Source organism: Caulobacter segnis (genome assembly GCF_019931575.1).
Taxonomy (GTDB): domain Bacteria; phylum Pseudomonadota; class Alphaproteobacteria; order Caulobacterales; family Caulobacteraceae; genus Caulobacter; species Caulobacter segnis_C.
The window spans coordinates 126,962-153,776 of the sequence record NZ_CP082923.1; the positions used below are offsets into that span (position 1 = coordinate 126,962).

The following is a 26,815-nucleotide window of genomic DNA, read 5'->3' on the forward strand; positions in this document are numbered from 1 at the left end:
AAGGGAGGAGCGTGATGGAAAGTCTCGCCGAACGCCGCATGCAGGTGGTGCGTGACCACATGGCCCTGGAGTGCGTGCATGACTGGGACGCGGTGATCGCCACCTTCGACCACCCCCGTTATGAGATGTACGGGAGCGGCGCGGTGTTCGACGGCGAGGCGGCGGTGCGCGGCTACTTCGCCGCCTCGCGCACGCCATTCCCCGACCAGGGCAACGAGATCATCGCCATCGCCCACGCGGGCGACACGGTTCTGGTCGAGTTCTGGCTGACGGGCACGCACCTGGGTCCGCTGAGGCTGGGCGAGCGAACGGTCGAACCGACCGGCAAGCCGTTCCGCATCCGCATGGCCGCCAGCTTCGAGTTCCCGCCCGGCGGCGACCGGATCATCTGCGAGCGACCCTATTACGACCAGTTCGCGGTGCTGCGGGCGCTGGAGCTGGCGTAGACGAACCATCCTCGAAATGCGCCTCAAGTCGGCAGGCCCTGCCGTTCGACGTGAGTTCCGCGCAATAACGACCGCGTAGAGTAGAGTCACGCGGCAAAAGGTGTTGTGCGCCCGACACACCATCATTGCTTTTTCGTCATATAACAGAAGATATCGGCCAGCGGCAATTTCTGAGACAAATCCAACCAGTTCAACCGAACCCTTCGGGATCAACTTGCCGATATGAGCGCCATATAGGGTAATATTGCCCGATATTTCGGTTCATTACGCAAGCGGACCTCGAGACAGCGAAATGTCACACGAGGGGTTCAATGCATTTCTCTCTTTCCCACCGCGCCCTGCGCGGTCGGCTCCTGGCTTCGAGCCTGTTGGCCGGTGTCGCCGCCTTTTCCGCGGGCGCGGCCCTGACGCCGACGGTGGCCTCGGCCCAGGACTTCAGCTCGGGGGCCCTGGTCGGCCGGGTCGTCTCCAGCGCCGGGGCTCCGGTCGGCGGCGCCAAGGTGGTCGTCAAGTCGCTGGCCCAAGGCTTCGAACGGACGCTGACCACGGATACGGACGGGCAGTTCCGCGCCCAGGCCGTGCCGATCGGCGCCTATGCCGTGACTATCACCAAGGACGGCTATCAGCCGGGCGGCGACCAGAACGTCCGCGTCGCCCTGGGCGGGACCAGCAACTACGCCTTCACGCTCTCGGCCGAGGGCGAGGTCGCCGAGCTGGTGGTCACCGCGACCGCCAATCCGCAGCTCGACTTCTCGCAGACCACCAAGGGCCTGACCGTCGATCTGGAAGACCTGGTCAAGCAGGTCCCGGTCGGCCGTGACATCACCTCGGTGGTGTTGCTGACGCCGGGCGCGGTGGCCGGTGACACGGCCTTTGGCAACCAGCCGTCGGTCTCCGGCTCGGGGGTCTCGGAAAACAGCTTCTACATCAACGGCCTGAACGTCACGAACTTCGCGACGGGCATCGGCGGCTCGACGATCCCGTTCGACTTCTACAAGACCGTCGAGGTCAAGACCGGCGGCATCCCGGCCGAGTACGGCCGCGCCACCGGCGGCGTGATCAACGCGGTCACCAAGTCGGGCTCGAACCAGTTCAAGTTCGCCGTCCACCAGAACTTCACGCCGGCGGGCCTGCGCAGCACGTCGCCGGACACCTTCCAGTACGAGAACAGCAAGTACGCCGAGGAGACCAACAGCACGACGTTCGAGGTCAGCGGCCCGATCATCGAGGATCGCTTGTTCTTCTACGTGATGAACCAGCAGCAGCAGAAGACCTCGACCACCTACTCGCTGGTCAACAGCGCCCGCTACAAGGAAAAGCAGAACGATCCGTTCTGGGGCGTGAAGCTTGACGGCTACATCACCGACCGCCAGCGCCTGGAGTTCACCTGGTTCGACACCACGCGAGTCGTCGACCGTACGACGCTGGGCTACAGCAACGGCGTCCTGGGCTCTACGCCGACCCGCACGCGCTACGAGTACGGCGGCGTCAGCTGGGTGGGCAAGTACACCAACACCCTGACCGACTGGCTGACGATCTCGGCGGCCTACGGCAAGAACAGCGACCGCAACTCGATCCTGCCCAGCAACAGCACCACGCCCTACATCTACGACTACAAGACGCTGGGTACGACCAACCAGCGCGTGGGCGCCCAGACCACCGGCAGCGTGACCTATCCCGTGCAGATGGACCGCGAGTTCTGGCGGGCCGACGCCGACGTCTTCTTCAGCCTGCTGGGCGACCACCACGTGCGCCTGGGCTACGAGGACGAGAAGCTCACCTACACCAAGTACTCGCGCCGCACGGGCGGGCACTCGTACTACTACCGCACCGCCGGGGCGACCAACACGCTGGGTCTGGCCACCGGGACCCAGTACGTCCAGGTCCTGACCTACAATTCGGGTGGCATGTTCGAGGGCCGCAACAAGGCCGCCTACATCCAGGACTCGTGGGACGTCACGCCCCGCCTGAACCTGCAACTGGGCGTGCGCTGGGACAACATGGCCCAGAGCAACGGCTCGGGTGACACCTTCGCCCAGTTCGACAAGGAGATCGGTCCGCGCTTCGGCTTCAACTGGGACCCGTTCGGCAACCGCCAGGACAAGCTGTTCGGCTCGTACGGCCGCTACTACCAGCCGATTGCGGCCAACACCGCCTACCGCATGTCGGCGGCCGAGACCTACTTCTCGGAATACTACCTGTTCAACGGCTACAACGCCTCGAGCTACCTGCCGAACCTGTCGACCCAGATCACCACCACGACCAATCCGACGGCGGTGCTGAAGGCCTGTCCGGCCGGCGGCCTGACGGCGGCGGGCACGGTGGGCTGCGCGGTCAGCGCGGACGGCGTCGCCCCGACCTCGGACAACATCGCGGCCCAGAACCTGAAGTCGACCTACGAGGACGAGTTCGTGCTGGGCTACGAGCACCGGTTCAACACCCTGTGGACCGCCAGCGCGGTGCTGACCTACCGCAACCTGGGCCGCACGGCCGAGGACGCCTATCTGGACGACGCGGTGGTCAACTGGTGCAATCGCAACGGCTATTCCGGCTGCGCCAGCCTGTGGCCGGGCGACACCTACTACCTACTGGTCAATCCGGGCAGCTCGGCGGTGGTCAAGCTGAACCAGGCCCTGCCGGGCGAGACCACGGCGCGGACCATCACCCTGACCAGCGAGGATCTGGCCCTGCCCAAGGCCAAGCGCGAGTATATCGGCCTGGAGCTGGCCTTCGAGCGCGCCTTCGACGGCAAGTGGGGCCTGCAGGGCTCGTACGTGGTGTCAGAATCCAAGGGCAACTACGAGGGCGGGGTGAAGTCCGACATCGGCCAGTCCGACACCGGCATCACCCAGGACTACGACTTCGCCTCGGTCATGGAAGGCGCCTATGGCCTGCTGCCTAACCACCACGGGCATCAGTTCAAGCTGACGGGCTCCTACCAGGTGAACGAGCAGCTGCTGATCGGCACGAACATGTCGCTGATCTCGCCGCGTCACTACGGCTGCATCGGCCTGCACCCGACGGACACGCTGCTGAACGCCGACTACGGCGCGGCCGCCTGGTACTGCGGCGGGGACCTGACCGCGCGCGGGACCCAGTTCAAGACCGACTGGACCAAGAAGATCGACGTGTCGTTCCGCTACACGGTTCCGTATACGCGGATCCCGGGCGAGCTGGTGCTGCGCGCCGACATCTTCAACGTCTTCAACTTCAAGGGCGTGAGCGAGGCCTACGAGTACGGCGAGACCGACTCGGGCGAGGTCGACACCGACTACGGCAAGGCGACGGCCTATCAGGCCCCGCGTTCCGTGCGTCTGGGCTTCGACTGGAGCTTCTAGAGGCGTCCATCGGATCGGCCCGGGCGAAAGCTCGGGCCGGACTCCCCTCGGGCGATGGCGCGCTCTAACGTGGCCGTGTCATCGCTCGGAGGACTTTTCTCTTGCGCCTGCTCACCCGGATCGCCGCGAGCCTGTCGGCCGCCCTGCTGCTGGCCGTCCCGCCGGTCCTGGCCGCCCCCGCCAAGTCCAAGGCCGCCGCCGTCCGCGCCCTTGACGCCGGGGCCGTGGCCTCGCCCGACCGCTATGGGGCGCTGGCGGCGCGTGAGATCCTGAAGGCGGGCGGCAACGCGGTCGACGCGGCGGTGGCGACGGGCTTCGCCCTGGCCGTCACCTATCCCGAGGCGGGCAATCTGGGCGGCGGCGGGTTCATGACCCTGTATGTCGACGGCAAGCCCTACTTCCTCGACTACCGCGAGACCGCGCCGGCGGCGGCCACGGCGGACATGTATCTGGGTCCCGACGGCGAGCCCGTCGCCGCGCTCAGCCAGTACGGCAATCTGGCGGTCGGCGTGCCGGGGACGGTGCGCGGCCTGGCCATGGCCCACAAGCGCTTCGGCAAGCTGCCCTGGGCGCGGGTGCTGGCGCCGGCGATCCGCTACGCCCGCGACGGCTTCCTGGTGACGCCGCAGCTGATCGGCATCCTGGACGGCAGCCGCGCGCCGTTCGCCCAAACCAATTTCGAGGCGCATTTCGGCGGGCTGAAGGCCGGAGCGATGTTCCGGCAGCCGGAGCTGGCCGCGACCCTGGAGCGGATCGCCCAGGGCGGCGACAAGGCGTTCTACGAGGGCAGGACCGCCGAGCTTCTGGTCGCCCAGATGGCGCGCGGACCGGTCAAGGGGCTGATCACCAAGGCCGACCTCGCCGGCTACAAGGCCGTGTGGCGCGAACCGCTGAAGGCGACCTGGCGCGGCCACGACGTGATCACCGCCCCGCCGCCCAGCTCGGGCGGGATCGCGCTGATGCAGCTGCTGCTGATGAAGCAGGACCTGGCGCCCCGCTTCCGGGGCGTCGCCCTGAACGACCCGCGGTACGTCCATCTGGTCTCGGAGATCGAAAAGCGGGTGTTCGCCGACCGGGCCGAGTACCTGGGCGATCCGGACTTCTGGAAGGTCCCGGTCTCGGCCCTGATCGATCCGGCCTATGTGGCCCGGCGGGCCAGGGCGGTGGACCCCGACAAACCCTCGCCGACCAAGGCCGTGGTCCCAGGCCTGGAGAAGCCGCAGACCACCCACTTCTCTGTGGTGGATCGGTGGGGCAACGCGGTCTCCAATACCTACACCCTGAACGGCTGGTTCGGCTCGGGCGTGGTGGTCGAGGGGGCTGGCTTCCTGCTGAACGACGAGATGGACGACTTCTCGGCCAAGCCGGGGGCGCCCAACATGTTCGGTGTCGTAGGCGGGGCGGCCAACGCCATCGCGCCGGGCAAGCGGCCGTTGTCCTCGATGACCCCGACCATCCTGGTCAAGGACGGGCGGGCGGCGATGGTGATCGGCACGCCGGGCGGTTCGCGGATCTTCACCTCGGTGTTCCAGGTGCTGGCCGACGTCTACGACTTCGGCCTCAGCCTGCCGGCCGCCCAGAAGGCCCCGCGCTTTCACCACCAGCTGCTGCCCGAGAACACGATCTTCTACGAGCCCTACGCCCCGCCGTCCGACGCCCTGAAGGCGGCCCTGGCGGCGCGCGGCTACAGGACCGTGACCCAGGACTACAACGGCGACATCGAGGCCATCCAGGTGGTCGGCAGGACGCCGGTCCCGGTGGCCGATCCCCGGGCGCGGGGCGTGGCGCTGGTGGTGAAGCCCTAGAGCCCCGCGATCTCGGCCGCCACCTTCAGCGCCGCCTCGCGGGGGTCGTTGGCGGCGGTGATCGGGCGGCCGCAGACGAGGTGGCTGGCGCCGGCGCGAATGGCGGCCTCGGGGGTGGCGGCGCGGGCCTGGTCGTTCTTGGCCGACCAGAAGGGGCGCACGCCGGGGGTGACGATCAGGAAGTCGGGGCGCGCGGCCTCCTTGGCGATCTCGCGGGCCAGGGCGGCCTCGTGCGGGCTGGAGACGATGCCGTCGACGCCGCATTCGATGGCCTGACGCACGCGGCGCTCGACCAGGTCGCGGGCCCCGAAGGCGTAGCCCATCTCCAACAGGTCCGCGTCGGTCAGGCTGGTCAGCACGGTGACGGCCAGGATCTTCAGGCCAGAATCCTTCAGGGACGAGTCGCCGCGCGCCTTCACCGCGGCCCGCATCACCTGCGGCTCGGCGTGGACGGTCAGCAGGTCGCAGCCGCTGGTCGCCAGGACGCGGGCCGAGCGCTCCACGGTCGCGCCGATGTCGTGCAGCTTCCAATCCAGGAAGATCGACTTGCCGCTGGCCTTCAGCTCTCGGGCCAGGGTCATGCCGTCGCTGGCCAAGAGCTCCAGGCCGATCTTGTAGAACGACACCGCGTCGCCCAGGCGCTCGACCATGTCGCGGGCGTCGTCGACGGTGGGCAGGTCCAGCGGCACGATCAGGCGCGGGTCGGCGGTCATGTCTTCCCCCAGGGGTTGGCGCGCGACGTCGTAGCCCCTAGGACATGGGGCGCAGGTTCAGGCGCATCGAAAAGGTAAGGACGTCGAATGACCGAGGCCAAACTCGCCGTCAACTTCTTCGTCGCCCTGTTCGCCCTGATCGACCCGATCGGCAACGTGCCGCTGTTCGCCGCCGCCACCCTGGGCGCGGCCGCGGCGGGGCGGCGGATGGTGGCCGTCTATATCGGCCTGTTCATGACCGCGTTCCTGATCTTCTTCTACTTCACGGGCGTGGGTCTGCTGGCCTTCTTCGGCATCTCGATGCAGGCCTTCCGCATCGCCGGCGGCATCATCCTGTTCATTCTCGGCCTGGACATGGTGCGCGACGACTTCACCACCATGTTCGCCGACGCCGCCGAGGGCGTGGAGGATCAGTCGCCGCGCGCCTATGCCCGCCAGCGGTTCGAGCGGCTGATCGTGCCGTTCGCCATGCCGCTGCTGATTGGGCCGGGGGCGATCTCGACCGTGATCATCTACGCCGCCGAGGCCAAGCCCCTGGGCCTGGCGGGGGCGGGGATCGGGGTGGCGGTGATCGCCGCCGTCTCGGCCGTGGTCGTGGCCGCCTTCTGGGCCGCGCCGCTGATCAGCAAGGTGCTGGGCCGGATCGGCATGAGCATCGTCGTGCGGGTGTTGGGCCTGATCCTGTGCGCCCTGGCGGTGCAGTTCGTGCTGATGGGCGTGGGCGACGCCACGCGCGGCCTGATCCGCAAGGACGCCCAGGCCCCTTACGCGGAATCCAAGTAGCTTCGGCTCTGGACACCGAGCGGCGGCGAGGCCCATATCCGGGCCATGCGCGCACCCGCCTCCACGCACGCCCCCACGTACGGCCACGACGCGGACGTGATCATCGCCGGCGCCGGCATGGCCGGTTCGACGCTGGCCCTGGCCCTCGCCTCGGGCGGTCTCCGGCCGCTCCTGGTCGATCCGCAGCCGTTCGAGGCCCAGCTGGCCCCGACCTTCGACGGCCGCAGCTCGGCCATCGCCTATTCCAGCTTCCGCCAGTGGCGGGCGATCGGCGCGGGCGAGGCCTTGGCCCCGCACGCCCAGCGCATCGAGCAGATCCTGGTCACCGACGGCCGCACGCCCGGCGCGGCGGCCCGCAAGCCCCTCCCGGCCTTCCTGCGCTTCGACTCCAGCGAGATCTCGGGCCGCATCGAGGGCGAGCCCCTCGGCTATCTGGTCGAGAACCGCCAGATCCGCGCGGCGCTCTCCAAGGCGGTGATCGACAAGCAGATCCCGGTCATCGCCCCGATGGCGGCGAAGGCTCTCGAGGTCGATGGCGGCGGCGCCCGGCTGACCCTCTCCGACGGCCGCGTGCTGTCGGCCCCGCTGGCGGTCAGCGCCGAGGGGCGCGGCTCGGTCCTGCGCCGGGCGGCGGGTATCGGCGACATCGGCTGGAGCTACGGCCAGAGCGGCGTGGTGGCGACCGTGCGCCTGCAGCGTCCGCACGAGGGCGTGGCCCACGAATATTTCCTGCCCAGCGGCCCGTTCGCCATCCTGCCGCTGACCGACAATCGCGCCAGCCTAGTCTGGACCGAGAGCACCGCGCGCGGCGAGGCCCTGCGCGACGCCAGCCCGGAGGCCTTCCACGCCCACCTGATGCGCCGGTTCGGCGACTTCCTGGGCGCGGTCTCGATCGAGGGCCCGACCTTCGTCTATCCGCTGTCGCTGTCCCTGGCCGAACGCATGGTCGCGCCGCGCCTGGCCCTGATCGGCGACGCCGCCCACGGGGTGCACCCGATCGCCGGGCAAGGGCTGAACCTGGGCCTCAAGGACGCCGCCGCCCTGGCCGAGGTGCTGGTCGAGGCGTTACGCAACGGCGAGGACATCGGCGCCGAGGCGGTGCTGGAGCGCTACGCCCGCTGGCGGCGGTTCGACACGGTCAGCAACGCCCTGGCCTTCGACGCCTTCGTGCGGATCTTCTCGAACGACAACCCGCTGCTGCGCCTGGCGCGCGGCGCCGGCCTGGCGGTGGTCAACCGCATCGCCCCGGCAAGAAGGTTCTTCATGCACGAGGCCGGCGGCGGCGTGGGGGATCTGCCGAAATTGTTGAGGGGTGTGAACCTGTAAGCGTTTCTCTCTCCTCCCCTTTGGGGGAGGGGGACCGCCGAACGGCGGTGGAGGGGGCTTTGGGGCGAGGCATGCTCGGAACCGCTTGCGCGGACCCCCTCCGTCTCGATGCGTATCCGCATCGATTCACCTCCCCCTCATGGGGAGGAGGGATGGAGTGCTACCCGTCCAGTTCCCGCGCCTCTTCCGGCAGCATGATCGGCACGCCGTCGCGGATCGGGTAGGCCAGCTTGGCCGCGCGGCTGATCAGTTCGCCCTTGGCGCGGTCGTATTCCAGCGGACCCCGGGTCACGGGGCACACCAGTACTTCCAGCAGGCGCGGATCGACATCGACGGGGGGCGGAACGGTTTGCGTCATGGGCCCTCTCTACTGGGCCTCTTTCCTATTGGATAGAGGTCGGTTCGTCATCGTCGCTGGCGGCCGCGTCGATCTCCAGCAGCGCCGTGAGGGTCGCCTTGCGCTCGAAGATCGTCTCGGCCTCCAGCAGGGCCTGCTTTTCAAGGGGATCGAACGGCAGGGCCATGGCCAGGCTGTTGATCAGGGCGTCGGACGGAGCGCTCTCGGCGTCGCCCCAGTCGATGGCCAGGCCCCGATGATCGAGGTAGCGGCGCAGGGCGGCCAGCAGGCGGTCGATGTCGGCGGCGGTGCGTTCGCTGGACCCGTCCTCGCGCAGGTCGGGCTCGAACGGCGTGAAGTCGGCGCGGACCTGGCGATAGGGCGTGCGCACCGGCAGCTCCTCGCCCGCCCGGAAGCGGCAGACCCCGGTCAGGGTGATCAGATAGCGGCCGTCGCTGGTCTCAGCGAAGCTGGTCACCCGCCCCGCGCACCCGACTGGGGCCAGGGCCGGGCGCTGGGTATCGGGGTTCTGGTGCGGCCGGGTCTGGATCATGCCGATGATCCGCTCGCCCGACATCGCGTCGTCCAGCATGTTCAGGTAGCGCGGCTCGAAGATGTTCAACGGCAGCTGGCCGCCGGGCAGCAGCAAGGCCCCGTCGAGCGGAAACACCGGGATCACCAGCGGCAGGTCGCCAAGCTTGCGATAGGTTCCCTGCATCCGTTGCTCCCGTGTTTCGGCCTGTTTGAAGTGGCCTAGCTGAAGAGGATGGTCGACAGCTTTCGCCGGCCCTGCTTGGCCACTTCCGAGGTCGGGCCAGCCGCCTCGAACACCGTCAGCAGCTGCTTGCGGGCGGCCTCGTCGTTCCACGCACGGTCGCGTGCGATGATGGTCAGAAGATGGTCGGCGGCCTCTTGCAGGCGGCCCATGCCGGCGAAGGCCTTCGCCAGTTCGAAGCGGGCCTCGTGGTCGTCGGCGTCGGCGGCCAGGCGCTTTTCGAAGGCGGCGGTCTCGGACGGCGCGTCCTCGGCCAGCGCCAGGGCGGCGCGGGCGGCGTCCAGGTCAGGATCCTTGGCGTCGGCCGGGGCCATGGCCACGACCTCGGCCGCGCCTTCCAGGTCGCCGCCCATCAGATAGGCGCGGGCCATGCCGCCCAGGGCCTTGATGTTGGTCGGGTCGGTCTGCAGGGCCTGGGCGAAGGCCTGGGCCGCGCCGCCGACGTCGCCGATCTCCAGCGATTCCTTGCCGAGCGCGATCAGGTCGTCGATGGCGCTGGGGCCGGCCGGACCGGTCAGCTTCTCGACAAAGGCCTTGACCTGGCTTTCGGGCAGGGCGCCCTGGAACGCGTCCACCGGGCGTCCGTCGACGAAGGCGTAGACGGTCGGGATCGACTGCACGCGCAGCTGGCCGGCGAAGCCGGGATTGGCGTCGACGTCGATCTTGACCAGCTTCACCGCGCCGTTGGCCGCGCCAACGACCTTCTCGAGCGCCGGAGTCAGCTGGCGGCACGGGCCGCACCAGGTGGCCCAGAAATCGACGATGACCGGCTGGGTCTTCGAGGCCTCGATGACGTCCGCCATGAAGCTGGCGTCCGTGCCGTCCTTGATGTGCTCGCTTTTGGTCGGGGCCGCGGGCTTTTCGCCGATCAGGGACATCGGGTCTCTCGTGTACTCAAGGCAGGGAACGCGTCAGGCGCAAGATGGTCTTTCGTGCGGCCACGCGCAACTTTCTGTTCGCGCCGGAGGGGAGGGTCAGCCCACCACTTCCATCGCCGCGAAGTCGACGATCATCGGCTCCACGCCCAGCGCGGCGAGGAACTTGCGGAAATCGGCCTGCGACACCGCCGTCGTGGCGTCGTTGCCCAGCGGGTGAAAGTTGACCGGGTCGCTGTCCGCCAGGGCCTTGTCCAGCACGAAGCGGATCCGCCCTTCAGTGTCGTTGATCAGCCCGAACGCCGTCACCGAACCCGGCGTCACGCCCAGGGTCTCGACCATCATCGCCTCGGGCCCGAACGACAGCCGGCCGGAACCGATCACGGTGTGCAGCTTCTTCAGGTCGATCGTGGTCTCGCCCAGGGCCGAGATCAGCCACAGCTGGCCCTTGGCGTCCTTGAGGAACAGGTTCTTGGTGTGGCCGCCGGGCAGGGCCTTCTTGATTTCGAGGCCTTCCTCGACGCGGAACACCGGCGGGTGGTCGAGGGTCGAGGCTTGAATTCCGTGGGCCTCGAAAAAGGCGAACAGGTCGGCTCTGGTCTTCATGAGGCTCTACTAGACGGGGCGAGGGCGCGAGCGCTAGACCTGAACAACAAGGGCAGGAAGACCAAGCAAAGGACCGGCATGGAACTGGAGTGCTATCCCACCGAGAACCGGCCGCCGGAAATCGTGCCCGGCCGGCCGCAGCGCGCCTGGATGGACCGGTTCGCCGAGCGCCATCCCTATCGCTGCCTGCCGCTGACCATGGCCAACACCACCGGCTGGGACATCATCTGCCCGGTCGGCTTCTCAATGACCTGGGACGGCGGCGCGCACCAGGAGTGCATCAAGTTCCAGCCCGACCACCCGTATCCGGGCTTCACCGACTTCGTGAAGTCGCACTTCACGCGCGGGGTGGTGACGTTCCACACCGGCTATCTCTTCCGCACGCCGCCGGGCTGGTCGCTGATGGCCATGGGGCCGCCCAACCACGTCAAGGACGGCATCCAGCCGCTGGCGGGCGTGATCGAAACCGACTGGCTGCCATTCCCCTTCACGATGAACTGGATGTTCACGCGGCCCGGCACGGTGCGGTTCGAGAAGGGCGAGACCTTCTGCTTCATCATGCCGATCCAGGACAAGCCGATGGAGGCCTTCCAGCCGGTGATCCGCTCGATGAACTCCAACCCGGACCTGCGCCGCCAGTACGACGTCTGGGCCGAGAAGCGCAGCGAGTTCAACGCCCTGATCTTCAAGCGCGACCCCGAGGCCACCAAGGAGGCCTGGCAGCGCTTCTACTTCAAGGGCGAGTACCCGGAAGAGATCAAGGCCGAGGCCCCCAGCCACCACGTCAACAAGCGGCGGATGAAGTCGCCGAAGCTGGGGGTGTGATCCCAGCCCGCGCCCTACCGTGTCATCCCGGCCGAAGCGCATCGTAGAGCCGGGACCCAGGGGGTGACGAAACGCCGTGAACGCCGCCCCTGGGTCCCGGATAGCCTCTGCGAGGCTTCCGGGATGACACTCAACTTCATCGAACGCGGATCACTCTGCTTGACAGAGTTCGCCCATATCGCTTAACTCTGAATCACAGAGTTCTCTGAGCATGGAGGCTGTGATGACGAGCGTATCCAAGTCCGAGGCGCGAAGCGCGCTTTCCGAGATCGACAGCGTCACCCGCCGGGGCATGGCGCTGAAGGGCTACCGGCACGCCGGGCCGTTCCTGATGCTGTGGGGCGTGGTCTGGGGGCTGGGCTATCTGGGCATGGCCAGGCTGGCGCCGGACTACTGGGGCTGGCTGTGGCTGGTGCTGGACACCGCCGGCGCGATCGGGTCGGTGATCCTGGCGCCGAAGGGCGCCAAGGACGGCCTGGCGGTCGTGAAGGCCTGGCGGATGGTCGCGGGCATGGCCGCCTGCGTGGCGTTCATCCTGGCCATCGTGGCGGTGTTCCCCAAGACCGAGCTCCTGCCCTACATCGCCCTGCCGGGCCTGTTCGTCGGTTTCCTCTATACGGTGCTGGGCGTGGTGAACGCCTCGCCGCGCTATGTCTGGATCGGGGCGACGGTGTTCGTGGCCACCCTGGCCGGCTACTACCTGTGGCCCCAGCATCTGGCCGAATGGCTGGCCCTGGTCGGCGGAGGCGGACTGTTCCTCGGCGGCCTGTGGCTGCGGAGCGCGTAAAAATGGCCGAGCTCGACGACCTGATCCACCAGCCGCTGCGGCTGAAGATCATGGCGGCCCTGGCCGCCGAGAAGGGCCAGCCGCTGGACTTCCCACGCCTGAAGACGATCACCCAGGCCACCGATGGCAACCTGGGCAGCCACCTGGCGACGCTGGAGAAGGCCGGCTACGTGGCCATCGAGAAGGACTTCGTCGGCAAGCGCCCGAGGACCCAGGCCAGGCTCACGCCGGAAGGCCGCAAGGCCTTCCGGGCGCATGTCGAGTATCTGCGGAGCGTCGTTGAAGCTCTGGATGAGCTCTAGAGCGCGATAGCCGAAAGTGGATGCCGGTTTCGGCGGCCATCGCGCTCCAGGAAAGAGCTAGAGTACGGCGTGAAACGCCGGGCTCTAGCCGCCCAGCATATTGCCGTAGCCGATCACCACGGTGGCGCCGACCAGCAGGGCCACGCCGCTCCAGACCATGTTGCGCACGGCCGGACGGGCGTCCTTCCACTCCTTGAAGGCGAAGCCCCACAGGGTGCCGAAGATGATGATCGAGGCCATGTGCAGGGTCCAGCTGGAGAAGCCGAACTTGCCCATCTGGCTCTCGCCCATGGTGTAGAAGAAGAACTGGAAGTACCAGGCCGTGCCGGCCAGGGCGCACAGCAGCCAGTTGGCCAGCAGCGGCGGCCTGAGGTCCGCGTCGTCCGTTTGGCCCAGCTCCCCTTGGCCCAGCCATTGGCCGGCGGTGCGGTTCTTGACGATCAGATAGCCGCACCAGATCCCGTTGGTGATCAGGCCGCCGAACATCACCAGGCACAGGGCCGGCAAGCCGGTCCACAGCGGGCCGGTGCCGGCCGCGGCCGACAGGGCCTTGATCGGCTCGCCCGCCGCCAAGCCGAAGGCGAAGCAGGCCGACATGATCCCCGAGAAGACCGCCACGGCGATCCCCTTCTTGAAGTCGAACTCGGCGACGGCCTCGGCTTTCTGGTCGGGCGACAGGTCGGCGTCCTTCCTGGCGCCGGCCAGGGCCACCACGACGATGCCGGCCAAGGTCATCAGAAGGCCCAGCAGGATGATCTTGCCCGAGGTCGAGCCCAGCAGGGTCTGGGCGAAGGTCCCGCGCACGAGGGGCGGGATCAGGGTGCCGAACACCGTGCACAGGCCCAGCACCACGGCCATGCCCAGCGACAGGCCCAGATAGCGCATGGTCAGGCCGTAGGTCAGGCCACCGAAGCCCCACAGGACGCCGAACAGCACGCACAGGCCGACGACGTTCGACGGCACCTGGGCCATGACGCCCAGGAGGTCGTGGGTGCGGATCGAGGCGAACAGCCACGGGGCCAGCAGCCAGGAGAAGATCCCCCCGGTCAGCCAGTAGATCTCCCACGACCAGCGCTTCACGCCGCGATAGGGAACGTAGAAGCTGGCGGAGGCCAGGCCGCCCAGCCAGTGGAAGAGGACGCCCAGAAGCGGATTGGCGATCATCGGCGCGCCTCGCCGCGCGTCATGCCTGCGACCATCTCGGTTTCCTCCGTCACGCGCGTCTCAAAATGTGAGACGGTTTTCTACATGATGGAGTCTTTTCGGAGGAAAGGCAAAGCCCTGAATGGCGAGGGGCGGAGGCGGCCTCAGACCGCCTTCACCGCCGAGACGATCGACTTGACCACCTTCTTGACCAAGGCGGGATCGTCGCCCTCGGCCATGATGCGGATCAGCGGCTCGGTGCCCGAGGCGCGGACCACGATGCGGCCGGCGCCGTTCAACTGGCTCTCGCCGTCGGCGATGGCTTCCTTGACGGTCTTGGCCTCCAGCGGCTTGCCGCCGGCGAAGCGGACGTTTTCCAGGAGCTGCGGCACGGGTTCGAACTGGCGGCCCAGGGCGCTCATCGGCTGGCCGGTCTCGATCATCACCGCCAGCACCTGCAGGGCGGCGATCAGGCCGTCGCCCGTGGTCGAGAAGTCCGACAGGATCAGGTGGCCAGACTGCTCGCCGCCGACATTGAAGCCGCCTTCGCGCATGCGCTGCATGACGTAGCGGTCGCCCACGGCGGTGCGCTCGAGCTTGAGGCCTAGGCCGTGGAGCTGGCGTTCGAGGCCCAGGTTCGACATCACGGTGGCGACGACGCCGCCGCCCTTCAACGCCCCGGCCTTGGCGAAGGCGGCGGCGATGATGGCCATGATCTGGTCGCCGTCGACGACCACGCCCTTCTCGTCGCAGATCACCAGGCGGTCGGCGTCGCCGTCCAGGGCGATGCCGATGTCGGCGCGGTACTCGCGGACCATCTTGGCCATGGCCTCGGGATGGGTCGAGCCGCACTCCTCGTTGATGTTGGTGCCGTCCGGCGTATCGCCCAGGGCGATGACCTCGGCGCCCAGCTCGTAGAGGGCGGTCGGGGCGACCTTGTAGGCCGCACCGTTGGCGCAATCGATGACGATGCGCAGGCCCGACAGGTTGCGATGACGCGGGAAGGTCGCCTTGACGATCTCGACATAGCGGGCCTGGGCGTCGTCGATGCGCTTGACGCGCCCGAGGCCGCGCGGCGGCGCCAGGCCTTCCTGCAGGCCCTCGTCCATCAGGGCCTCGATCTTCAGCTCCTGCTCGTCGGAGAGCTTGTAGCCATCGGGGCCGAACAGCTTGATGCCGTTGTCGGCGAAGTCGTTGTGGCTGGCGCTGATCATCACGCCCAGGTCGGCGCGCATCGAGCGGGTCATCATGGCCACGGCCGGCGTGGGGAGGGGGCCGAACAGGCGCACGTCCATGCCGACGCTGGTGAAGCCGGCGACCAGGGCGGGCTCGATCATGTAGCCCGACAGGCGGGTGTCCTTGCCGATCACCACCAGGTGGCGGCGGTCGTCCTGCGAGCGGAACAGCTTGCCGGCGGCCAGGCCGACGCGCAGGGCCACCTCGGCCGTCATCGGATGCTTGTTGGCCTGGCCCCGGATGCCGTCGGTGCCGAAATAGGCGCGCTTGCTCATGTCTTCGTCTGGTCTCTTTAGGGCCGTGCTTCGGACGCGAAACGATCCGAAATGCAGATTTATGAGAGGCGTCCTTGAGCGAGTGCTAAAGGCCGACCTCGAAATCCTCGCGCGGCTAGGGATAATCCTGTCGGCGCGTTCTACAAGGGATCATGGCCCATGTGCGGCATTATCGGCATCGTCGGCAAGCAACCCGTCGCCGACCGTCTGATCGAGAGCCTCAAGCGCCTGGAGTACCGGGGCTATGATTCCGCCGGGATCGCGGGCGTGGTCGGAGACAGGGTCGAGCGCCGACGGGCCCAGGGCAAGATCAAGGCCCTGGAGGCCGTGGTCGCCGAGCAGCCATTGAACGCCACCACCGGCATTGGCCACACCCGCTGGGCCACTCACGGCGCGCCCAACGTCCAGAACGCCCACCCGCACACCGCTGGCCGCGTCACCCTGGTCCATAACGGCATCATCGAGAACTTCGCCGAGCTGAAGGCCGAGCTGGCCGCCGCCGGCCGCACCTTCTCCAGCGACACCGACACCGAGGTGATCGCCCACCTGATCGACGCCGAGCTGGCCACGGGCCTGGCCCCGCTCGAGGCCTTCAAGGCGACTCTGGACCGCCTGACTGGCGCCTACGCCCTGGCCGTGCTGATCGAGGGTGAGAACGACCTGATCCTGGGCGCCCGGCGCGGCAGCCCGCTGGTCGTAGGCGAGGGCCAGGGCGAGATGTTCCTGGGCTCGGACGCCCTGGCCGTCGGCCCCTTCACCAACCGGGTCGTCTATCTGGACGAGGGCGACTACGTGGCCCTGGACCACGACAGCTACCGGATCTTCGACGCCTCCGGCGCGGCCGTGACCCGTCCCGTGCGGGTGGTCCCGACCTCGGCGGTGATGCTGGAGAAGGGCAACTACCGGCACTTCATGGAAAAGGAGATCCATGACCAGCCCGAGGGCTGCCAGCGGACCATCGCGGCCTATGTCGACACCCTGACCTCGAAGGCCTCGGTCCCCGGCGACATCGACTTCGCCAGGCTCGAGCGCATCCAGATCGTGGCCTGCGGCACCTCCTACATCGCCGGCATGGTCGGCAAGTACCTGATCGAGCAGCTGGCCGACCTGCCGGTCGACGTCGAGATCGCCTCGGAGTTCCGCTACCGCCAGCCGGCCCTGCGGCCGGGCTCGCTGGTCGTGGCCATGTCGCAGTCGGGCGAGACCGCCGACACCCTGGCGGCCCTGCGCTACTGCAAGGCCAAGGGCATGAAGAGCGCGGTGGTCGTCAACGCCACCGAGTCGACCATGGCCCGCGAGGTCGACGTGGTCTGGCCGATCCACTGCGGCCCCGAGATCGGCGTGGCCTCGACCAAGGCCTTCACCGCCCAGGTCAGCGTGATGATCGCCCTGGCCATCGCCGCGGCCAAGGCGCGCGGGACGATCGACGCCGCCGAGGAGCAACGCCTGGTCAAGGTGCTGCTGGAGGCTCCGCGCCTGATCGCCGAGGCCATCGGCCTGGAAGACGCCATCAAGGAGATCGCCACCGACGTCGCCAAGGCGCGGGACGTGCTTTACCTCGGCCGCGGCCCGATGTCGGCCCTGGCCCTGGAAGGCGCGTTGAAGCTGAAGGAGATCAGCTACATCCACGCCGAGGGCTACGCCGCCGGCGAGCTGAAGCACGGCCCGATCGCCCTCGTGGACGACAAGACCCCGATCGTCATCCTGGCCCCGCACGACAGCTATTTCGAGAAATCGGCCTCGAACATGAGCGAGGTCATGGCCCGTGGCGGCCAGGTGATCTTCATCACCGACACCGAGGGCGTGAAGCACGCGCCGGCGGGAGCGAAAGTGGTGGTCACGGCCCCGGCTAGCGACCCGCTGGTCTCGACCCTGGTGATGTCGGCCCCGATCCAGCTCCTGGCCTACCACGTCGCCGTGGTGAAGGGCGCGGACGTCGATCAGCCGCGCAACCTGGCGAAGTCGGTGACGGTGGAGTGATCCACCCTCTCACCAAACAATCGGTGTCATCCCGGCCGCAGCGAAGCGGAGAGCCGGGACGACAAGTGTCTCTATGCGGGTGAATTGAGCCGCGAGTGCTTGCGCGAATACCCGAAATACACTGCGCACGCCCCCGCCACCCAGACCGCGAACAGCAGCCAGGTGTCCAGCGGCAGCCCTACGATCAGGTAGCCACAGAACGCCACGCTGAGCGCCGGCACGACCGGATAGAGCGGGACCCGATAGCCGCGCGGCAGGTCGGGTTGGCTTCGGCGCAGGATGATCACGCCCAGCGAGACGATGGCGAAGGCGATCAGCGTGCCCATGCTGGTCAGGTTGACCAGCACGTCCAGCGGCACGAAGGCCGCCAGCACGCCGATGAAGGCCGCGACGATATAGGTGTTGAGGTCGGGGCTGCGGGTCTTGGGATCCAGGCGCTGGAACAGCTTGGGCAGCAGGCCGTCGCGGCTCATGGCGTAGAGGATCCGCGTCTGGCCGTACATGACCACCAGGGTGATCGAGAAGATCGAGACGATCGCCCCGATGCACAGGATCAGCGACGTCCAGGCCTGGCCGGTCAGGTTGCGCAGGATCACCGCCAGCCCCGCCTCCTGGCCCTTGAAGGCAGTCCAGGGCTGGGCCCCGACGGCGGCGAGGGCGACCAGGATGTAGATGGCCGTGACGATCAGCAGCGAGAGCACGATGCCCAGCGGCAGGGTGCGGCGCGGGTCCTTGACCTCTTCCCCCGCCGTCGAGACCGCGTCGATGCCGATGTACGAGAAGAAGATCGACGAGGCCGCCGCCCCCACGCCCGCCACGCCCATCGGCATGAAGGGCTTGAGGTTGCCGGCGTGGAAGCCGCTGAAGGCTATGACCACGAAGAACAGCAGGACCAGCAGCTTCAGCACCACCAGCACGGCGTTGACCGTGGTCGACTCCTTCACCCCGCGCAGCAGCAGGATCATGCAGGCCCCGACCAGCACCACGGCCGGCAGGTTGAACACGCCGCCGGCGCCGGGGGCCTTGGCGATGGCGTCGGGCATCTTCCAGCCGACCAGGTCGACCAGCATCTCGTTCAGGTACTGGCCCCAGCCCACGGCGATGGCCGAGGCCGAGACGGCGTATTCCAGCAGCAGGCACGCCCCCACGATGAAGGCGACGAACTCACCCAGGGTGGCGTAGGCGTAGGAATAGGACGAGCCTGACACCGGGATGGTCGAGGCCAGCTCGGCGTAGCACAGGGCCGTCAGGGCCGCCGTGATCCCGGCCAGCACGAACGAGACGATCACCGCCGGGCCAGCGGCCGGCACGGCGGTGGTCAGGGCCACGAAGATGCCGGTGCCGATCGTCGCGCCCACGCCCAGCATGGTCAGCTGGAAGAGACCGATCGTGCGGGGCAGGTGCTCGGGCGGATGCTCGCCTTCCACCTGGGCGACGGGCTTGCGGCGCAGGAGGTCGGCCGCGCGGAACGGGGCCATGGCGGCTCCTTCGCGAAAGATCAGGCGGCGCCTATGGACGCCGCCGACCGCTCCGTCAACCGGCCGCCTTCAGCAGGTAGTCGCGCGTCAGTGGAACCGCGTCGCGCTTCTTGGCCAGCTGGATCTGGAAGACCATGTGGCCGCCATGGCGGAAGCCCAGCTCGGCCCCGGCCAGGTAGAATTCCCACATCCGCCGGAAGCGGCCGTCGAACATGGTCGGAATGTCCGGATCGGCCATGAACCGCTCGCGCCAGATGCGGCAGGTCTCGGCATAGTGCAGCCGCAGGATCTCGACGTCGGTGATCCACAGGCCGGCCTGCTCGATCGCCGTGACGATCTCCGACAGGCCCGGGATGTAGCCGCCGGGGAAAATGTACTTCTGGGTGAAGGCGTTGGTCGCGCCCGGTCCGTGCATCTTGCCGATCGAGTGGACCAGGGCCACGCCGTCCTCGTCCAGCAGCCGGGCGATGGTCTCGAAATAGGTCCGGAAGTTCGGCGCGCCGACATGCTCCAGCATGCCGACCGAGACGATGCGGTCGAAGGTCTCGTTCAGGTCGCGATAGTCGGTCAGGCGGAAGTCGGTCCTGTCGGCCAGGCCCGCCTTGGCGGCGCGTTCCTTGGCCAGGGCCAGCTGCTCGGTCGACAGGGTGACCCCGGTCATCCGGGCCCCGAAGTCCTTGGCCAGGGTCATGGAGAGGCCGCCCCAGCCCGAGCCGATGTCCAGGGTCTTCATGCCTGGCTGGATCAGCAGCTTGCGGCCGATCAGGGCCTTCTTGGCTTTCTGGGCCTCTTCCAGCGTCATGTCCGGACGCTCGAAATAGGCGCAAGAGTACTGCATGTCCTCATCGAGGAACCGGCGGTAGAGGTCGTTGGACAGGTCGTAGTGGTGGGCGACGTTGCGGCGCGAGGCCACGCGGCCGTTAACCTGCTGGATGCGCCGCTTCAGCGCCTTGCGGAAGCGGGTCAGGGCCGAGCCGCGCTTGGGCTTGCGCCCGCCGCTCTCGCCGACGATCGCCAGCAGCTGGGGCAGGGTCCCCTGCTCGAAGACGATGTCCTCGTCCATATAGGCCTCGCCCAGGCCCAGGCTGGGATTGGCCAGGCGGCGAAGGCCCCGGCTGTTGACCCGGATCACCACGGGCGGTCCCGTGCCGTCTCCGGCCTTGACGACGCGACCTCCGGGCAGATGCGCCGTGAGGTCGCCGGTCTTGATCATTTTGCTGAGCAGGGCTTCGATCATCCGACCAACTTAAGCGCAAGTTCGGCCGCGACAACCTGTCGCACACGGAGAGTTTTTCGATGTCGATCGACGGCCTCGTCGTCAGCCGCGCCCGCGCCGAGGAGGCGCCGATCATCGGCAACCTGATGCAGTTCTACATCCACGACTTCTCGGCGCTGTGGTTCGACCGCGCCGAAGCCGAGCTGGAAGCCGACGGGCGCTTCTCGGACTATCCGGGGCTGGAGACCTATTGGAGCGATCCGTCGCGCCAGCCGTGGCTGTTCCGGATCGACGGACGGCCCGTGGGCTTCGCCCTTGTCAACGATGTCGCCCACGCCCCGACCCCGGTCGACCGGGCGGTGGCCGAGTTCTTCGTCGTCCGCAAGCACCGCCGGCGCGGCGTGGGCCTCGCCGCCGCCCACGCCCTGTTCGGCTCGACCTGGGGCGTCTGGGAGGCCGCCGTGGTCCGCCGCAACGCCGGAGCGCTCGCGTTCTGGCGCCAGGCCGCCGAGAGCTATCCGGGCGTTCGCGACTTGGTCGAGGAGGACCGCCGCGACGCCCAGTGGGACGGGGCGGTGCTGCGGTTCCGGGTCGGCTAGAGCTTCCTCAGTTCCTCGCAGGCGGTCGGTTCGGCCGTCCAGCTGATGCTGGCGATCTTCCAGGCGCCGTCCTGTTTCGCGAGGGTGAAGACGTCGATCCCGCAGTGCAGGGTCTTGCCGTCGCGGCTGATCTCGTAGGGCGCGGTGACCGTGGCCAGGCCGCCGCGGCGGATGATGACCGGCGACCACATCCACTCCTTGAGGCCGGGATCCACGCGCTTGCCATAGCTGTCCTCGAAGGCGATGCGCCGGACCGTCACGCTTCCGTCGGGCTGGGCGCGGACCCCCATGAACTGGGCGCCGGGCAGGACGGCGGCGCGCATCGCCTCGGTGTCGGCGGCGGCCATGCCGTCGAAGAAGGCCTGGGCCGCGGCCAGCACGGCCTTGTCCTCGGGGTCGGCCGCCGGCGGCGGGGCGGGGACCTGGCCGGCGAGGGCGGCGGCGATCAGCAGGGGCAGCATGGCGGTCTCCGGGTCATCAGCTCAGCATGCCGTGGGTGATGCCGGCCTGGCCGCCCCAGTAGAGGAACCAGACGGCCCACGCGGTCAGGCGCGGCGAGCCAAGCAGCTTGGCGTTCTTGAAGAGGTCGAACGAGAGGATGGCGTCCGAGGCCATGAAGGCCAGGGCTCCAGCGGTGGTCGGCCAGGCGCGAGCCGGCAGCAGCAGGCTGGTGACGACCATGCCGACGATGGCCAGGACGTAGACGACGACGGGGATCCGCAGCTTGCCCAGCGATCCCCACAGCGCTCGCAGCATCAGGCCGGCGGCCGCGCCGACGGCGGCGGCGACCGGCCAGAACCACGCCGGCGGCGCGCCCTCGCGCTCCAGGAACAGCGGGATGTAGACCAGGTGCCCGACCAGGAAGGCGGCCAGGCCGAACGGCAGCCACCGCTTGGGGTCCTGGGCCAGGAAGGCGTCGCCCAGGGCGCAGAAGGTCAGGGCGATGGCCAGCAGCGCCGAGCCGCCGTCCAGATAGGCCAGCACGACCAGGGCGGCGACCGCGCAGGTCTTGACGCCCGTCCGGAGGACGGACACCGGCGACTCAACAAAGAGCAGGCCATAGGCGAGGGCGCTGCCGGCCGCGATCGCCCAGAGCAGCGCCTCAGGCGTCATCGATCCTAGGCCTCGTCGGAGAGGCGTCGCAGGAAGGCCTGGGCGGCCTCCTTGTGGCGCGGCTTGACGGTCTTGCCCAGGATCGCCATCAGCGCCGCGATCACGGCCGCGTCGTCGGTGAAGCCGATCACCGGCAGGATGTCGGGCAGGGCGTCGGTCGGCAGGACGAAATAGGCCAGGGCCGCCAGCATCATGCCCTTGGCCGCCGTCGGGGTCTCGGGATCGCGGGCGCACCACCAGACCGACAGGGCGTCGGCGGCGAACGGCACCTTGGCGGCGACCTTGCGGATCTTGGGCAGGAAGCCCTCGCGCACCCGCTCCTCGTTGACCTGCACGGTGACCGGAGTCAGGGCCTTTTTCGGGTCCAGCACCTCGTTGACGTTGACGTCGGGGGACGGTTTGGCGTCGCGGCTCATCGGTTTACACCCTTGCTCAAAGCCGATCCTAAACGCTGAAAATGCGAACCCAAGGGGAAACGTCCATGAAACTCGACAACACCGTCGCCGCCGTCGTTACCGGGGGCGCCTCGGGCCTCGGCGAGGCCACGGCCCGCGCCCTGGCCGCCCAGGGCGTCAAGGTCGCCCTGTTCGACATGAACGAGGAGCGCGGCCAGCAGGTCGCCAAGGAGATCGGCGGGGTGTTCTGCAAGGTCAATGTGACCAGCGACGCCGACGTCGACGCCGGCTTTACGAAGGCCCGCGCGGCTCATGGCCAGGAGCGGATCCTGGTCAACTGCGCCGGCACCGGCAACGCCGCCAAGACCGCCAGCCGCGACAAGCAGACGGGCGAGACCAAGCACTTCCCGCTCGACGCCTTCGACCGCATCATCCAGATCAACCTGGTCGGCACCTTCCGCTGCATCGCCAAGTCGGCCAAGGGCATGCTGGACCTGGAGCCGCTGGAAGACGGCGAGCGTGGCGCAATCGTCAACACCGCCAGCGTCGCCGCCGAGGACGGCCAGATGGGCCAGGCAGCCTATTCGGCGTCCAAGGGCGGCGTGGTCGGCATGACCCTGCCGATCGCTCGCGACCTGATGGGCGAGGGCATCCGCGTCAACACCATCCTGCCGGGCATCTTCAACACCCCGCTGATGAACGGCGCGCCGGAAGCCGTGAAGGCCGGCCTGGCCGCCTCGGTGCCGTTCCCCAAGCGCCTGGGCAATCCGGAAGAGTATGCCCAACTGGCGATCACCATGATCACCTGCGGCTACTTCAACGGCGAGGACGTACGCCTGGACGGCGGCATCCGCATGGCCCCGCGCTAACCGCGGGGGAAGGCGGCAAAAGGAAAGGGGCCCCGGTCGGGGCCCCTTTTTTGTCGTCTCTACTTCGCCACCGGCCGCTGGATCGTGCTGGCCAGGTTGCTCATGATCTCGCGGGCGTCGTAGGCGCGCGGGTCGCCTTCCGGCTTCTTGCCCTTGTGCATCACGATCTCGGCGCCGGCCTCGAACTTCTCGATCGTGCGGATCTGGGCGCGGTCGGCGAAGAAGGGGTCACCCCAGAACGGGTCCCAGGTGCGCCAGCCATAGCCGCCGCCGAAATAGCGCCAGGACGGGCGCCAGTAGCCATAGGGATAGCCGTAGCCGAAGCCCGGACGGGCGAACGGATCGGGCTCGACATAAGAACGGGCGGTGCGGTCGGTGCGGTGGTCGGCGGTCTCGAACCAGTCGTAGCCCTGCTGCACGGTCAGCTCAGCCGACCGGTAGAGCAGGTAGCGCTCGACGGTCTCGCGCGAGGTCAGGCTGTTGCCGGCGAAGCTGATCCGATAGCGGTCGCCTTCCAGCTTCTGCTCGGAGAACCCGCCAGTGACGGAGCCCGAGGTGACCTTCGGCTGGTAAGGGGTCGGTGTCGCGCAGGCCGATAAGGTCGCGGCGAGCGCCAATGTCGCGGCGATGGCGACCTTCTTCATGGACATGACTTGCTCCTTCAAGCGGAGTCCTCGGTGTTTGGAGTCAACTCTGGCGAGGCTTTGTGGTTTCGCCAAGGCGCAGTTTGCAACGACGCTGCAATCAATCATCTTCGCGACACGATCAATACGGCGGCCGTGATCAGAAGGACGCCGACCAGGATCGCGAAGCCGCGCCGAAAACCCGGCTCGTTCATGCGGGTCGAAAGCGTCGCCCCGCCCAGGCCGTAGCTGGACATGCTGATCAGGTCCATGCCGATGGTGGCGCAGGCGAACATCACCAGCTGCGGGGCCAGCGGCCGCTCGACGTCCAGGAACGGGGGCAGCACGGCCGAGAAGAACAGCAGGATCTTCGGATTGGCGATCTGGACCATGAAACCGTCGAAGAAGGCCGATTTCCCGGCCCGCACGGTGGCCGAGGCGTGGCTCTCGACGTTCCGGACCCCCGCCCACAGCGACTTCAGCCCCAGCCAGACCAGATAGGCCGCGCCGGCCAAGGCCAGGAGGTGGAAGGCCTTGGGGAAGGCCAGGATCAGCGCGCCCAGGCCTAGGGCCGAGCCGCTGAACCAGACCAGGGTGGCGGTGTTCATGCCGACCACGCTGATCAGGGCCGCCCCCTTGCCGCGCTCCATGCCGGTGGCGATGGCGAACAGGTTGGCTGGTCCCGGCGTAATGGCCATCACGAACATGGCGACCAGGAAGGCGCCGTAGCGGGCGGGATCGACGGGCAGGTGGTCCATGGCGCGGATATAAGCCTCCGCGCCATGCGCTCAAAGGTGAAGCTAGTTTCCGATGACGACGAGGACGTAGATCGCCCGGCCCAGGGCGCCGAGCAGCAGGGCGGCGGTGGCCAGGGCCTGGATGACGAAGCCCAGCTCGCGCTTCTTGGGATCGGCGGCGTAGCCCACGGCGTAGATGATCCGGCCGATCATCCAGACCACGCCCAGGGCGGCGGCCACCAGGTCGTTCCAGTAGACGGCGAAGAGCCACAGCGAGGGCAGGTAGATGACCAGCCACTCGACGGTGTTCGCCTGGATGCGCAGATGGCGCTCCAGCTCCGGATGGCCGGTCATGGCCGGGGCGTCGATGCCGGTCCGGTGGCGCGCGCCGCCGATCCGCGCGATCATCCAGACATAGACCAGCAGCGACACCAGGGTGACGATGGCCACGAGCGCGTGGGACTGATGCATCTTTCGTGTTCCTCCCGCGGACTTCAGCCGCTTTGCGGCGAACCCTAGCCGTATTCGCCCGGAATATGCACGCGCGGCGAAAGGCCATACGAGAAAGGCGTTCGCGGCTCTCGGAACGAGCGCCGCCTTGGGAACCGCCGGGGCGCTCGTTCGCTCCTAGGACTGAACGATCCCTTTTGCGGAGGCTTCGTAAAGCCATGCATGTGGAATCCACGGCGATCCGAGAGATCGACTACACCCCCGAACACGGCAAGCTCTTCGTCACGTTCCACGACGGTGACGAGTACGTTTATGTCGGCGTGCCCGAACGCGTCGGCATGGCGTTCTTCCGGGCCCCATCCAAGGGCCGGTTCTTCCAGCGGATGATCCGGGATCGCTATCCGTACAACCGGGTGTGATGGGCGGACCCGAAACGAAAAACGCCCCGACCGTCGGCCGGGGCGCTCTCGTTCGGCGATGCTTGGCGCCTAGCCGCGCTTGTCGCGCTTGGCCAGGACGCGCAGGCGCAGGGCGTTCAGCTTGATGAAGCCGCCGGCGTCGCGGTGATCATAGGCGACCTTGCCTTCCTCGAAGGTGACCAGGTCCTGGTCGTACAGCGAGTAGGGGCTGGTGCGGCCGATGACCGTGACATTGCCCTTGTAGAGCTTCACCCGCACCTGGCCGCTGACCTTGGTCTGGCTGTAGTCGATGGCCGCCTGCAGCATCTCGCGCTCGGGCGAGAACCAGAAGCCATTGTAGACCAGCGATGCGTACTTCGGCATCAGCTCGTCCTTCAGGTGCATGGCGCCGCGATCCAGCGTGATGCTCTCGATGCCGCGGTGGGCGGCCAGCAGGATCGTGCCGCCGGGGGTCTCGTAGACGCCGCGCGACTTCATGCCGACGAAGCGGTTCTCGACCAGGTCCAGGCGACCGATACCATTGTCGCGGCCCAGCTCGTTCAGCTTGGTCAGCAGGGCGGCGGGCGACAGCTTCACGCCGTCGATGGCGACGGGGTCGCCCTTCTCGAAGTCGATGGTGATGATGGTCGGCTTGTCGGGGGCGTCTTCCGGCGCGATCGTACGCATGTGGACGAACTCGGGGGCCTCGACCGCCGGGTCCTCCAGGACCTTACCTTCCGACGAGCTGTGCAGCAGGTTGGCGTCGACGCTGAACGGGGCCTCGCCGCGCTTGTCCTTGGTGATCTGGATCTGGTGCTTCTCGGCGAAGTCCAGCAGGGCCTCGCGGGACTTGAAGTCCCACTCGCGCCAGGGCGCGATCACGGTGATGTCGGGCTCGAGGCCGTAATAGCCCAGCTCGAAGCGGACCTGGTCGTTGCCCTTGCCGGTCGCGCCGTGGCTGACGGCGTCGGCGCCCATCTTGCGGGCGATCTCGATCTGCTTCTTGGCGATCAGCGGACGGGCGATCGAGGTGCCCAGCAGGTACTGGCCCTCATAGACGGTGTTGGCGCGGAACATCGGGAACACGTAGTCGCGGACGAACTCCTCGCGCACGTCCTCGATGAAGATGTTCTCGGGCTTGACGCCGGCGGCCAGCGCTTTGGCGCGCGCCGGTTCGATCTCTTCGCCCTGGCCCAGGTCGGCCGTGAAGGTGATGACCTCAGCGCCGTACTCGGTCTGCAGCCACTTGAGGATGATCGAGGTGTCGAGGCCGCCGGAATAGGCGAGCACGACCTTCTTCACGGACTTGTCGGCCATGAGGGAGTCCTTCCGGAGAGAAACACAAAGTCGCGCGCCTTCAACGGGATCAGGGCGCGCGGGTCAAG

Annotated in this window: 28 protein-coding genes; 12 read left to right on the forward strand and 16 right to left on the reverse strand. The window is 68.0% G+C overall.

Features of this window, described 5'->3' with window-relative positions:
- Nucleotides 1-14 precede the first annotated feature (14 nt).
- The 3 genes from K8940_RS00575 (at nucleotide 15) to ggt (ending at nucleotide 5,589) form a co-directional block, all read left to right on the forward strand.
- Nucleotides 15-446, forward strand: coding sequence for an ester cyclase (locus tag K8940_RS00575; RefSeq protein WP_223392608.1), 432 nt, complete (start codon nucleotides 15-17; stop codon nucleotides 444-446).
- Nucleotides 447-757: 311 nt separating this feature from the next.
- Nucleotides 758-3,784, forward strand: a complete 3,027-nt coding sequence (locus K8940_RS00580) for a TonB-dependent receptor (protein WP_223392609.1) — start codon at nucleotides 758-760, stop codon at nucleotides 3,782-3,784.
- Between the two features lie 101 nt (nucleotides 3,785-3,885).
- Nucleotides 3,886-5,589 (forward strand): gamma-glutamyltransferase, encoded by a 1,704-nt coding sequence (gene ggt, locus K8940_RS00585; RefSeq protein WP_223392610.1) that lies wholly within the window; start codon nucleotides 3,886-3,888, stop codon nucleotides 5,587-5,589.
- Here ggt and pyrF read toward each other — a convergent pair.
- Nucleotides 5,586-6,302 carry an orotidine-5'-phosphate decarboxylase gene (pyrF, locus tag K8940_RS00590; protein ID WP_223392611.1) on the reverse strand — a complete coding sequence of 239 codons (717 nt, stop codon included), beginning with the start codon at nucleotides 6,300-6,302 and terminating at the stop codon, nucleotides 5,586-5,588. The two genes, ggt and pyrF, sit on opposite strands and share 4 nt — an antisense overlap.
- An 87-nt stretch (nucleotides 6,303-6,389) precedes the next feature.
- Between pyrF and K8940_RS00595 the strand changes: the two genes are divergently transcribed.
- Together K8940_RS00595 and K8940_RS00600 are read left to right on the forward strand one after the other, a co-directional pair.
- Nucleotides 6,390-7,085 carry a MarC family protein gene (locus K8940_RS00595; RefSeq protein ID WP_223392612.1) on the forward strand — a complete coding sequence of 232 codons (696 nt, stop codon included), beginning with the start codon at nucleotides 6,390-6,392 and terminating at the stop codon, nucleotides 7,083-7,085.
- Nucleotides 7,086-7,130: 45 nt separating this feature from the next.
- Nucleotides 7,131-8,411 (forward strand): UbiH/UbiF/VisC/COQ6 family ubiquinone biosynthesis hydroxylase, encoded by a 1,281-nt coding sequence (locus tag K8940_RS00600; protein ID WP_223392613.1) that lies wholly within the window; start codon nucleotides 7,131-7,133, stop codon nucleotides 8,409-8,411.
- A gap of 160 nt (nucleotides 8,412-8,571) precedes the next feature.
- Here the strand turns inward: K8940_RS00600 and K8940_RS00605 are convergent, their stop codons facing one another.
- The 4 genes from K8940_RS00605 to K8940_RS00620 all read right to left on the reverse strand — a co-directional run bounded on the left by K8940_RS00605 (nucleotide 8,572) and on the right by K8940_RS00620 (nucleotide 11,004).
- Nucleotides 8,572-8,769 carry a Trm112 family protein gene (locus K8940_RS00605; RefSeq protein ID WP_223392614.1) on the reverse strand — a complete coding sequence of 66 codons (198 nt, stop codon included), beginning with the start codon at nucleotides 8,767-8,769 and terminating at the stop codon, nucleotides 8,572-8,574.
- A gap of 25 nt (nucleotides 8,770-8,794) precedes the next feature.
- Nucleotides 8,795-9,466 (reverse strand): LON peptidase substrate-binding domain-containing protein, encoded by a 672-nt coding sequence (locus tag K8940_RS00610; protein WP_223392615.1) that lies wholly within the window; start codon nucleotides 9,464-9,466, stop codon nucleotides 8,795-8,797.
- 35 nt (nucleotides 9,467-9,501) lie between these two features.
- Entirely contained in the window at nucleotides 9,502-10,401 is a 900-nt protein-coding gene (locus K8940_RS00615) for a thioredoxin family protein (RefSeq protein ID WP_223392616.1), read from the reverse strand.
- A gap of 96 nt (nucleotides 10,402-10,497) precedes the next feature.
- Complete coding sequence (locus K8940_RS00620; protein ID WP_223392617.1) at nucleotides 10,498-11,004, reverse strand: prolyl-tRNA synthetase associated domain-containing protein; 507 nt, start codon at nucleotides 11,002-11,004, stop codon at nucleotides 10,498-10,500.
- A 78-nt stretch (nucleotides 11,005-11,082) separates the two neighbouring features.
- On the opposite strand from K8940_RS00620, the gene K8940_RS00625 reads away from it, so the two are divergent.
- The 3 genes from K8940_RS00625 to K8940_RS00635 all read left to right on the forward strand — a co-directional run bounded on the left by K8940_RS00625 (nucleotide 11,083) and on the right by K8940_RS00635 (nucleotide 12,918).
- Entirely contained in the window at nucleotides 11,083-11,829 is a 747-nt protein-coding gene (locus tag K8940_RS00625; protein WP_223392618.1) for a DUF6065 family protein, read from the forward strand.
- 223 nt (nucleotides 11,830-12,052) lie between these two features.
- A complete protein-coding gene (locus K8940_RS00630) occupies nucleotides 12,053-12,616 on the forward strand; it encodes a hypothetical protein (RefSeq protein WP_223392619.1) in 564 nt (187 codons plus the stop codon).
- Nucleotides 12,617-12,618: 2 nt separating this feature from the next.
- The gene (locus K8940_RS00635) at nucleotides 12,619-12,918 is read left to right on the forward strand and encodes a winged helix-turn-helix domain-containing protein (protein WP_223392620.1); all 300 of its coding nucleotides are present in this window, start codon (nucleotides 12,619-12,621) and stop codon (nucleotides 12,916-12,918) included.
- A gap of 84 nt (nucleotides 12,919-13,002) precedes the next feature.
- On the opposite strand, the gene rhaT is transcribed toward K8940_RS00635, so the two are convergent.
- Together rhaT and glmM are read right to left on the reverse strand one after the other, a co-directional pair.
- Nucleotides 13,003-14,082, reverse strand: a complete 1,080-nt coding sequence (rhaT, locus tag K8940_RS00640) for an L-rhamnose/proton symporter RhaT (RefSeq protein ID WP_223392621.1) — start codon at nucleotides 14,080-14,082, stop codon at nucleotides 13,003-13,005.
- A 143-nt stretch (nucleotides 14,083-14,225) separates the two neighbouring features.
- A complete protein-coding gene (glmM, locus tag K8940_RS00645) occupies nucleotides 14,226-15,572 on the reverse strand; it encodes a phosphoglucosamine mutase (RefSeq protein WP_223392622.1) in 1,347 nt (448 codons plus the stop codon).
- Nucleotides 15,573-15,731: 159 nt separating this feature from the next.
- On the opposite strand from glmM, the gene glmS reads away from it, so the two are divergent.
- On the forward strand, nucleotides 15,732-17,552 hold the full coding sequence (gene glmS / locus K8940_RS00650) for a glutamine--fructose-6-phosphate transaminase (isomerizing) (protein WP_223392623.1): 1,821 nt from the start codon (nucleotides 15,732-15,734) through the stop codon (nucleotides 17,550-17,552).
- Between the two features lie 71 nt (nucleotides 17,553-17,623).
- Here the strand turns inward: glmS and K8940_RS00655 are convergent, their stop codons facing one another.
- Both K8940_RS00655 and K8940_RS00660 read right to left on the reverse strand, forming a co-directional pair.
- A complete protein-coding gene (locus K8940_RS00655) occupies nucleotides 17,624-19,030 on the reverse strand; it encodes an amino acid permease (RefSeq protein ID WP_223392624.1) in 1,407 nt (468 codons plus the stop codon).
- A 55-nt stretch (nucleotides 19,031-19,085) separates the two neighbouring features.
- Nucleotides 19,086-20,267 carry an SAM-dependent methyltransferase gene (locus K8940_RS00660; protein WP_223392625.1) on the reverse strand — a complete coding sequence of 394 codons (1,182 nt, stop codon included), beginning with the start codon at nucleotides 20,265-20,267 and terminating at the stop codon, nucleotides 19,086-19,088.
- Nucleotides 20,268-20,326: 59 nt separating this feature from the next.
- Here K8940_RS00660 and K8940_RS00665 point away from each other — a divergent pair, with 59 nt between their 5' ends.
- Complete coding sequence (locus tag K8940_RS00665; RefSeq protein WP_223392626.1) at nucleotides 20,327-20,845, forward strand: GNAT family N-acetyltransferase; 519 nt, start codon at nucleotides 20,327-20,329, stop codon at nucleotides 20,843-20,845.
- Here K8940_RS00665 and K8940_RS00670 read toward each other — a convergent pair.
- The 3 genes from K8940_RS00670 to K8940_RS00680 are packed head-to-tail and all read right to left on the reverse strand — an operon-like array spanning nucleotide 20,842 to nucleotide 22,374.
- The gene (locus K8940_RS00670) at nucleotides 20,842-21,306 is read right to left on the reverse strand and encodes a nuclear transport factor 2 family protein (protein WP_223392627.1); all 465 of its coding nucleotides are present in this window, start codon (nucleotides 21,304-21,306) and stop codon (nucleotides 20,842-20,844) included. The genes K8940_RS00665 and K8940_RS00670 overlap by 4 nt on opposite strands.
- A gap of 16 nt (nucleotides 21,307-21,322) precedes the next feature.
- Nucleotides 21,323-21,958: a lysoplasmalogenase gene (locus tag K8940_RS00675; protein ID WP_223392628.1), complete on the reverse strand. Its 636-nt coding sequence runs from the start codon at nucleotides 21,956-21,958 to the stop codon at nucleotides 21,323-21,325.
- Between the two features lie 5 nt (nucleotides 21,959-21,963).
- A complete protein-coding gene (locus tag K8940_RS00680; protein ID WP_223392629.1) occupies nucleotides 21,964-22,374 on the reverse strand; it encodes a YkvA family protein in 411 nt (136 codons plus the stop codon).
- 65 nt (nucleotides 22,375-22,439) lie between these two features.
- Between K8940_RS00680 and K8940_RS00685 the strand changes: the two genes are divergently transcribed.
- On the forward strand, nucleotides 22,440-23,222 hold the full coding sequence (locus K8940_RS00685; RefSeq protein WP_223392630.1) for an SDR family NAD(P)-dependent oxidoreductase: 783 nt from the start codon (nucleotides 22,440-22,442) through the stop codon (nucleotides 23,220-23,222).
- Nucleotides 23,223-23,281: 59 nt separating this feature from the next.
- On the opposite strand, the gene K8940_RS00690 is transcribed toward K8940_RS00685, so the two are convergent.
- The 3 genes from K8940_RS00690 to K8940_RS00700 form a co-directional block, all read right to left on the reverse strand.
- The gene (locus K8940_RS00690) at nucleotides 23,282-23,872 is read right to left on the reverse strand and encodes a CC0125/CC1285 family lipoprotein (RefSeq protein ID WP_223392631.1); all 591 of its coding nucleotides are present in this window, start codon (nucleotides 23,870-23,872) and stop codon (nucleotides 23,282-23,284) included.
- A gap of 98 nt (nucleotides 23,873-23,970) precedes the next feature.
- Nucleotides 23,971-24,603 (reverse strand): LysE family translocator, encoded by a 633-nt coding sequence (locus K8940_RS00695; RefSeq protein ID WP_223392632.1) that lies wholly within the window; start codon nucleotides 24,601-24,603, stop codon nucleotides 23,971-23,973.
- A 42-nt stretch (nucleotides 24,604-24,645) separates the two neighbouring features.
- Nucleotides 24,646-25,053: an MAPEG family protein gene (locus K8940_RS00700; protein ID WP_223392633.1), complete on the reverse strand. Its 408-nt coding sequence runs from the start codon at nucleotides 25,051-25,053 to the stop codon at nucleotides 24,646-24,648.
- Between the two features lie 197 nt (nucleotides 25,054-25,250).
- On the opposite strand from K8940_RS00700, the gene K8940_RS00705 reads away from it, so the two are divergent.
- Nucleotides 25,251-25,451 (forward strand): KTSC domain-containing protein, encoded by a 201-nt coding sequence (locus tag K8940_RS00705; protein WP_223392634.1) that lies wholly within the window; start codon nucleotides 25,251-25,253, stop codon nucleotides 25,449-25,451.
- A gap of 69 nt (nucleotides 25,452-25,520) precedes the next feature.
- Here K8940_RS00705 and K8940_RS00710 read toward each other — a convergent pair whose 3' ends face one another.
- Nucleotides 25,521-26,747, reverse strand: a complete 1,227-nt coding sequence (locus tag K8940_RS00710; protein WP_223392635.1) for an argininosuccinate synthase — start codon at nucleotides 26,745-26,747, stop codon at nucleotides 25,521-25,523.
- Nucleotides 26,748-26,815 lie beyond the last annotated feature (68 nt).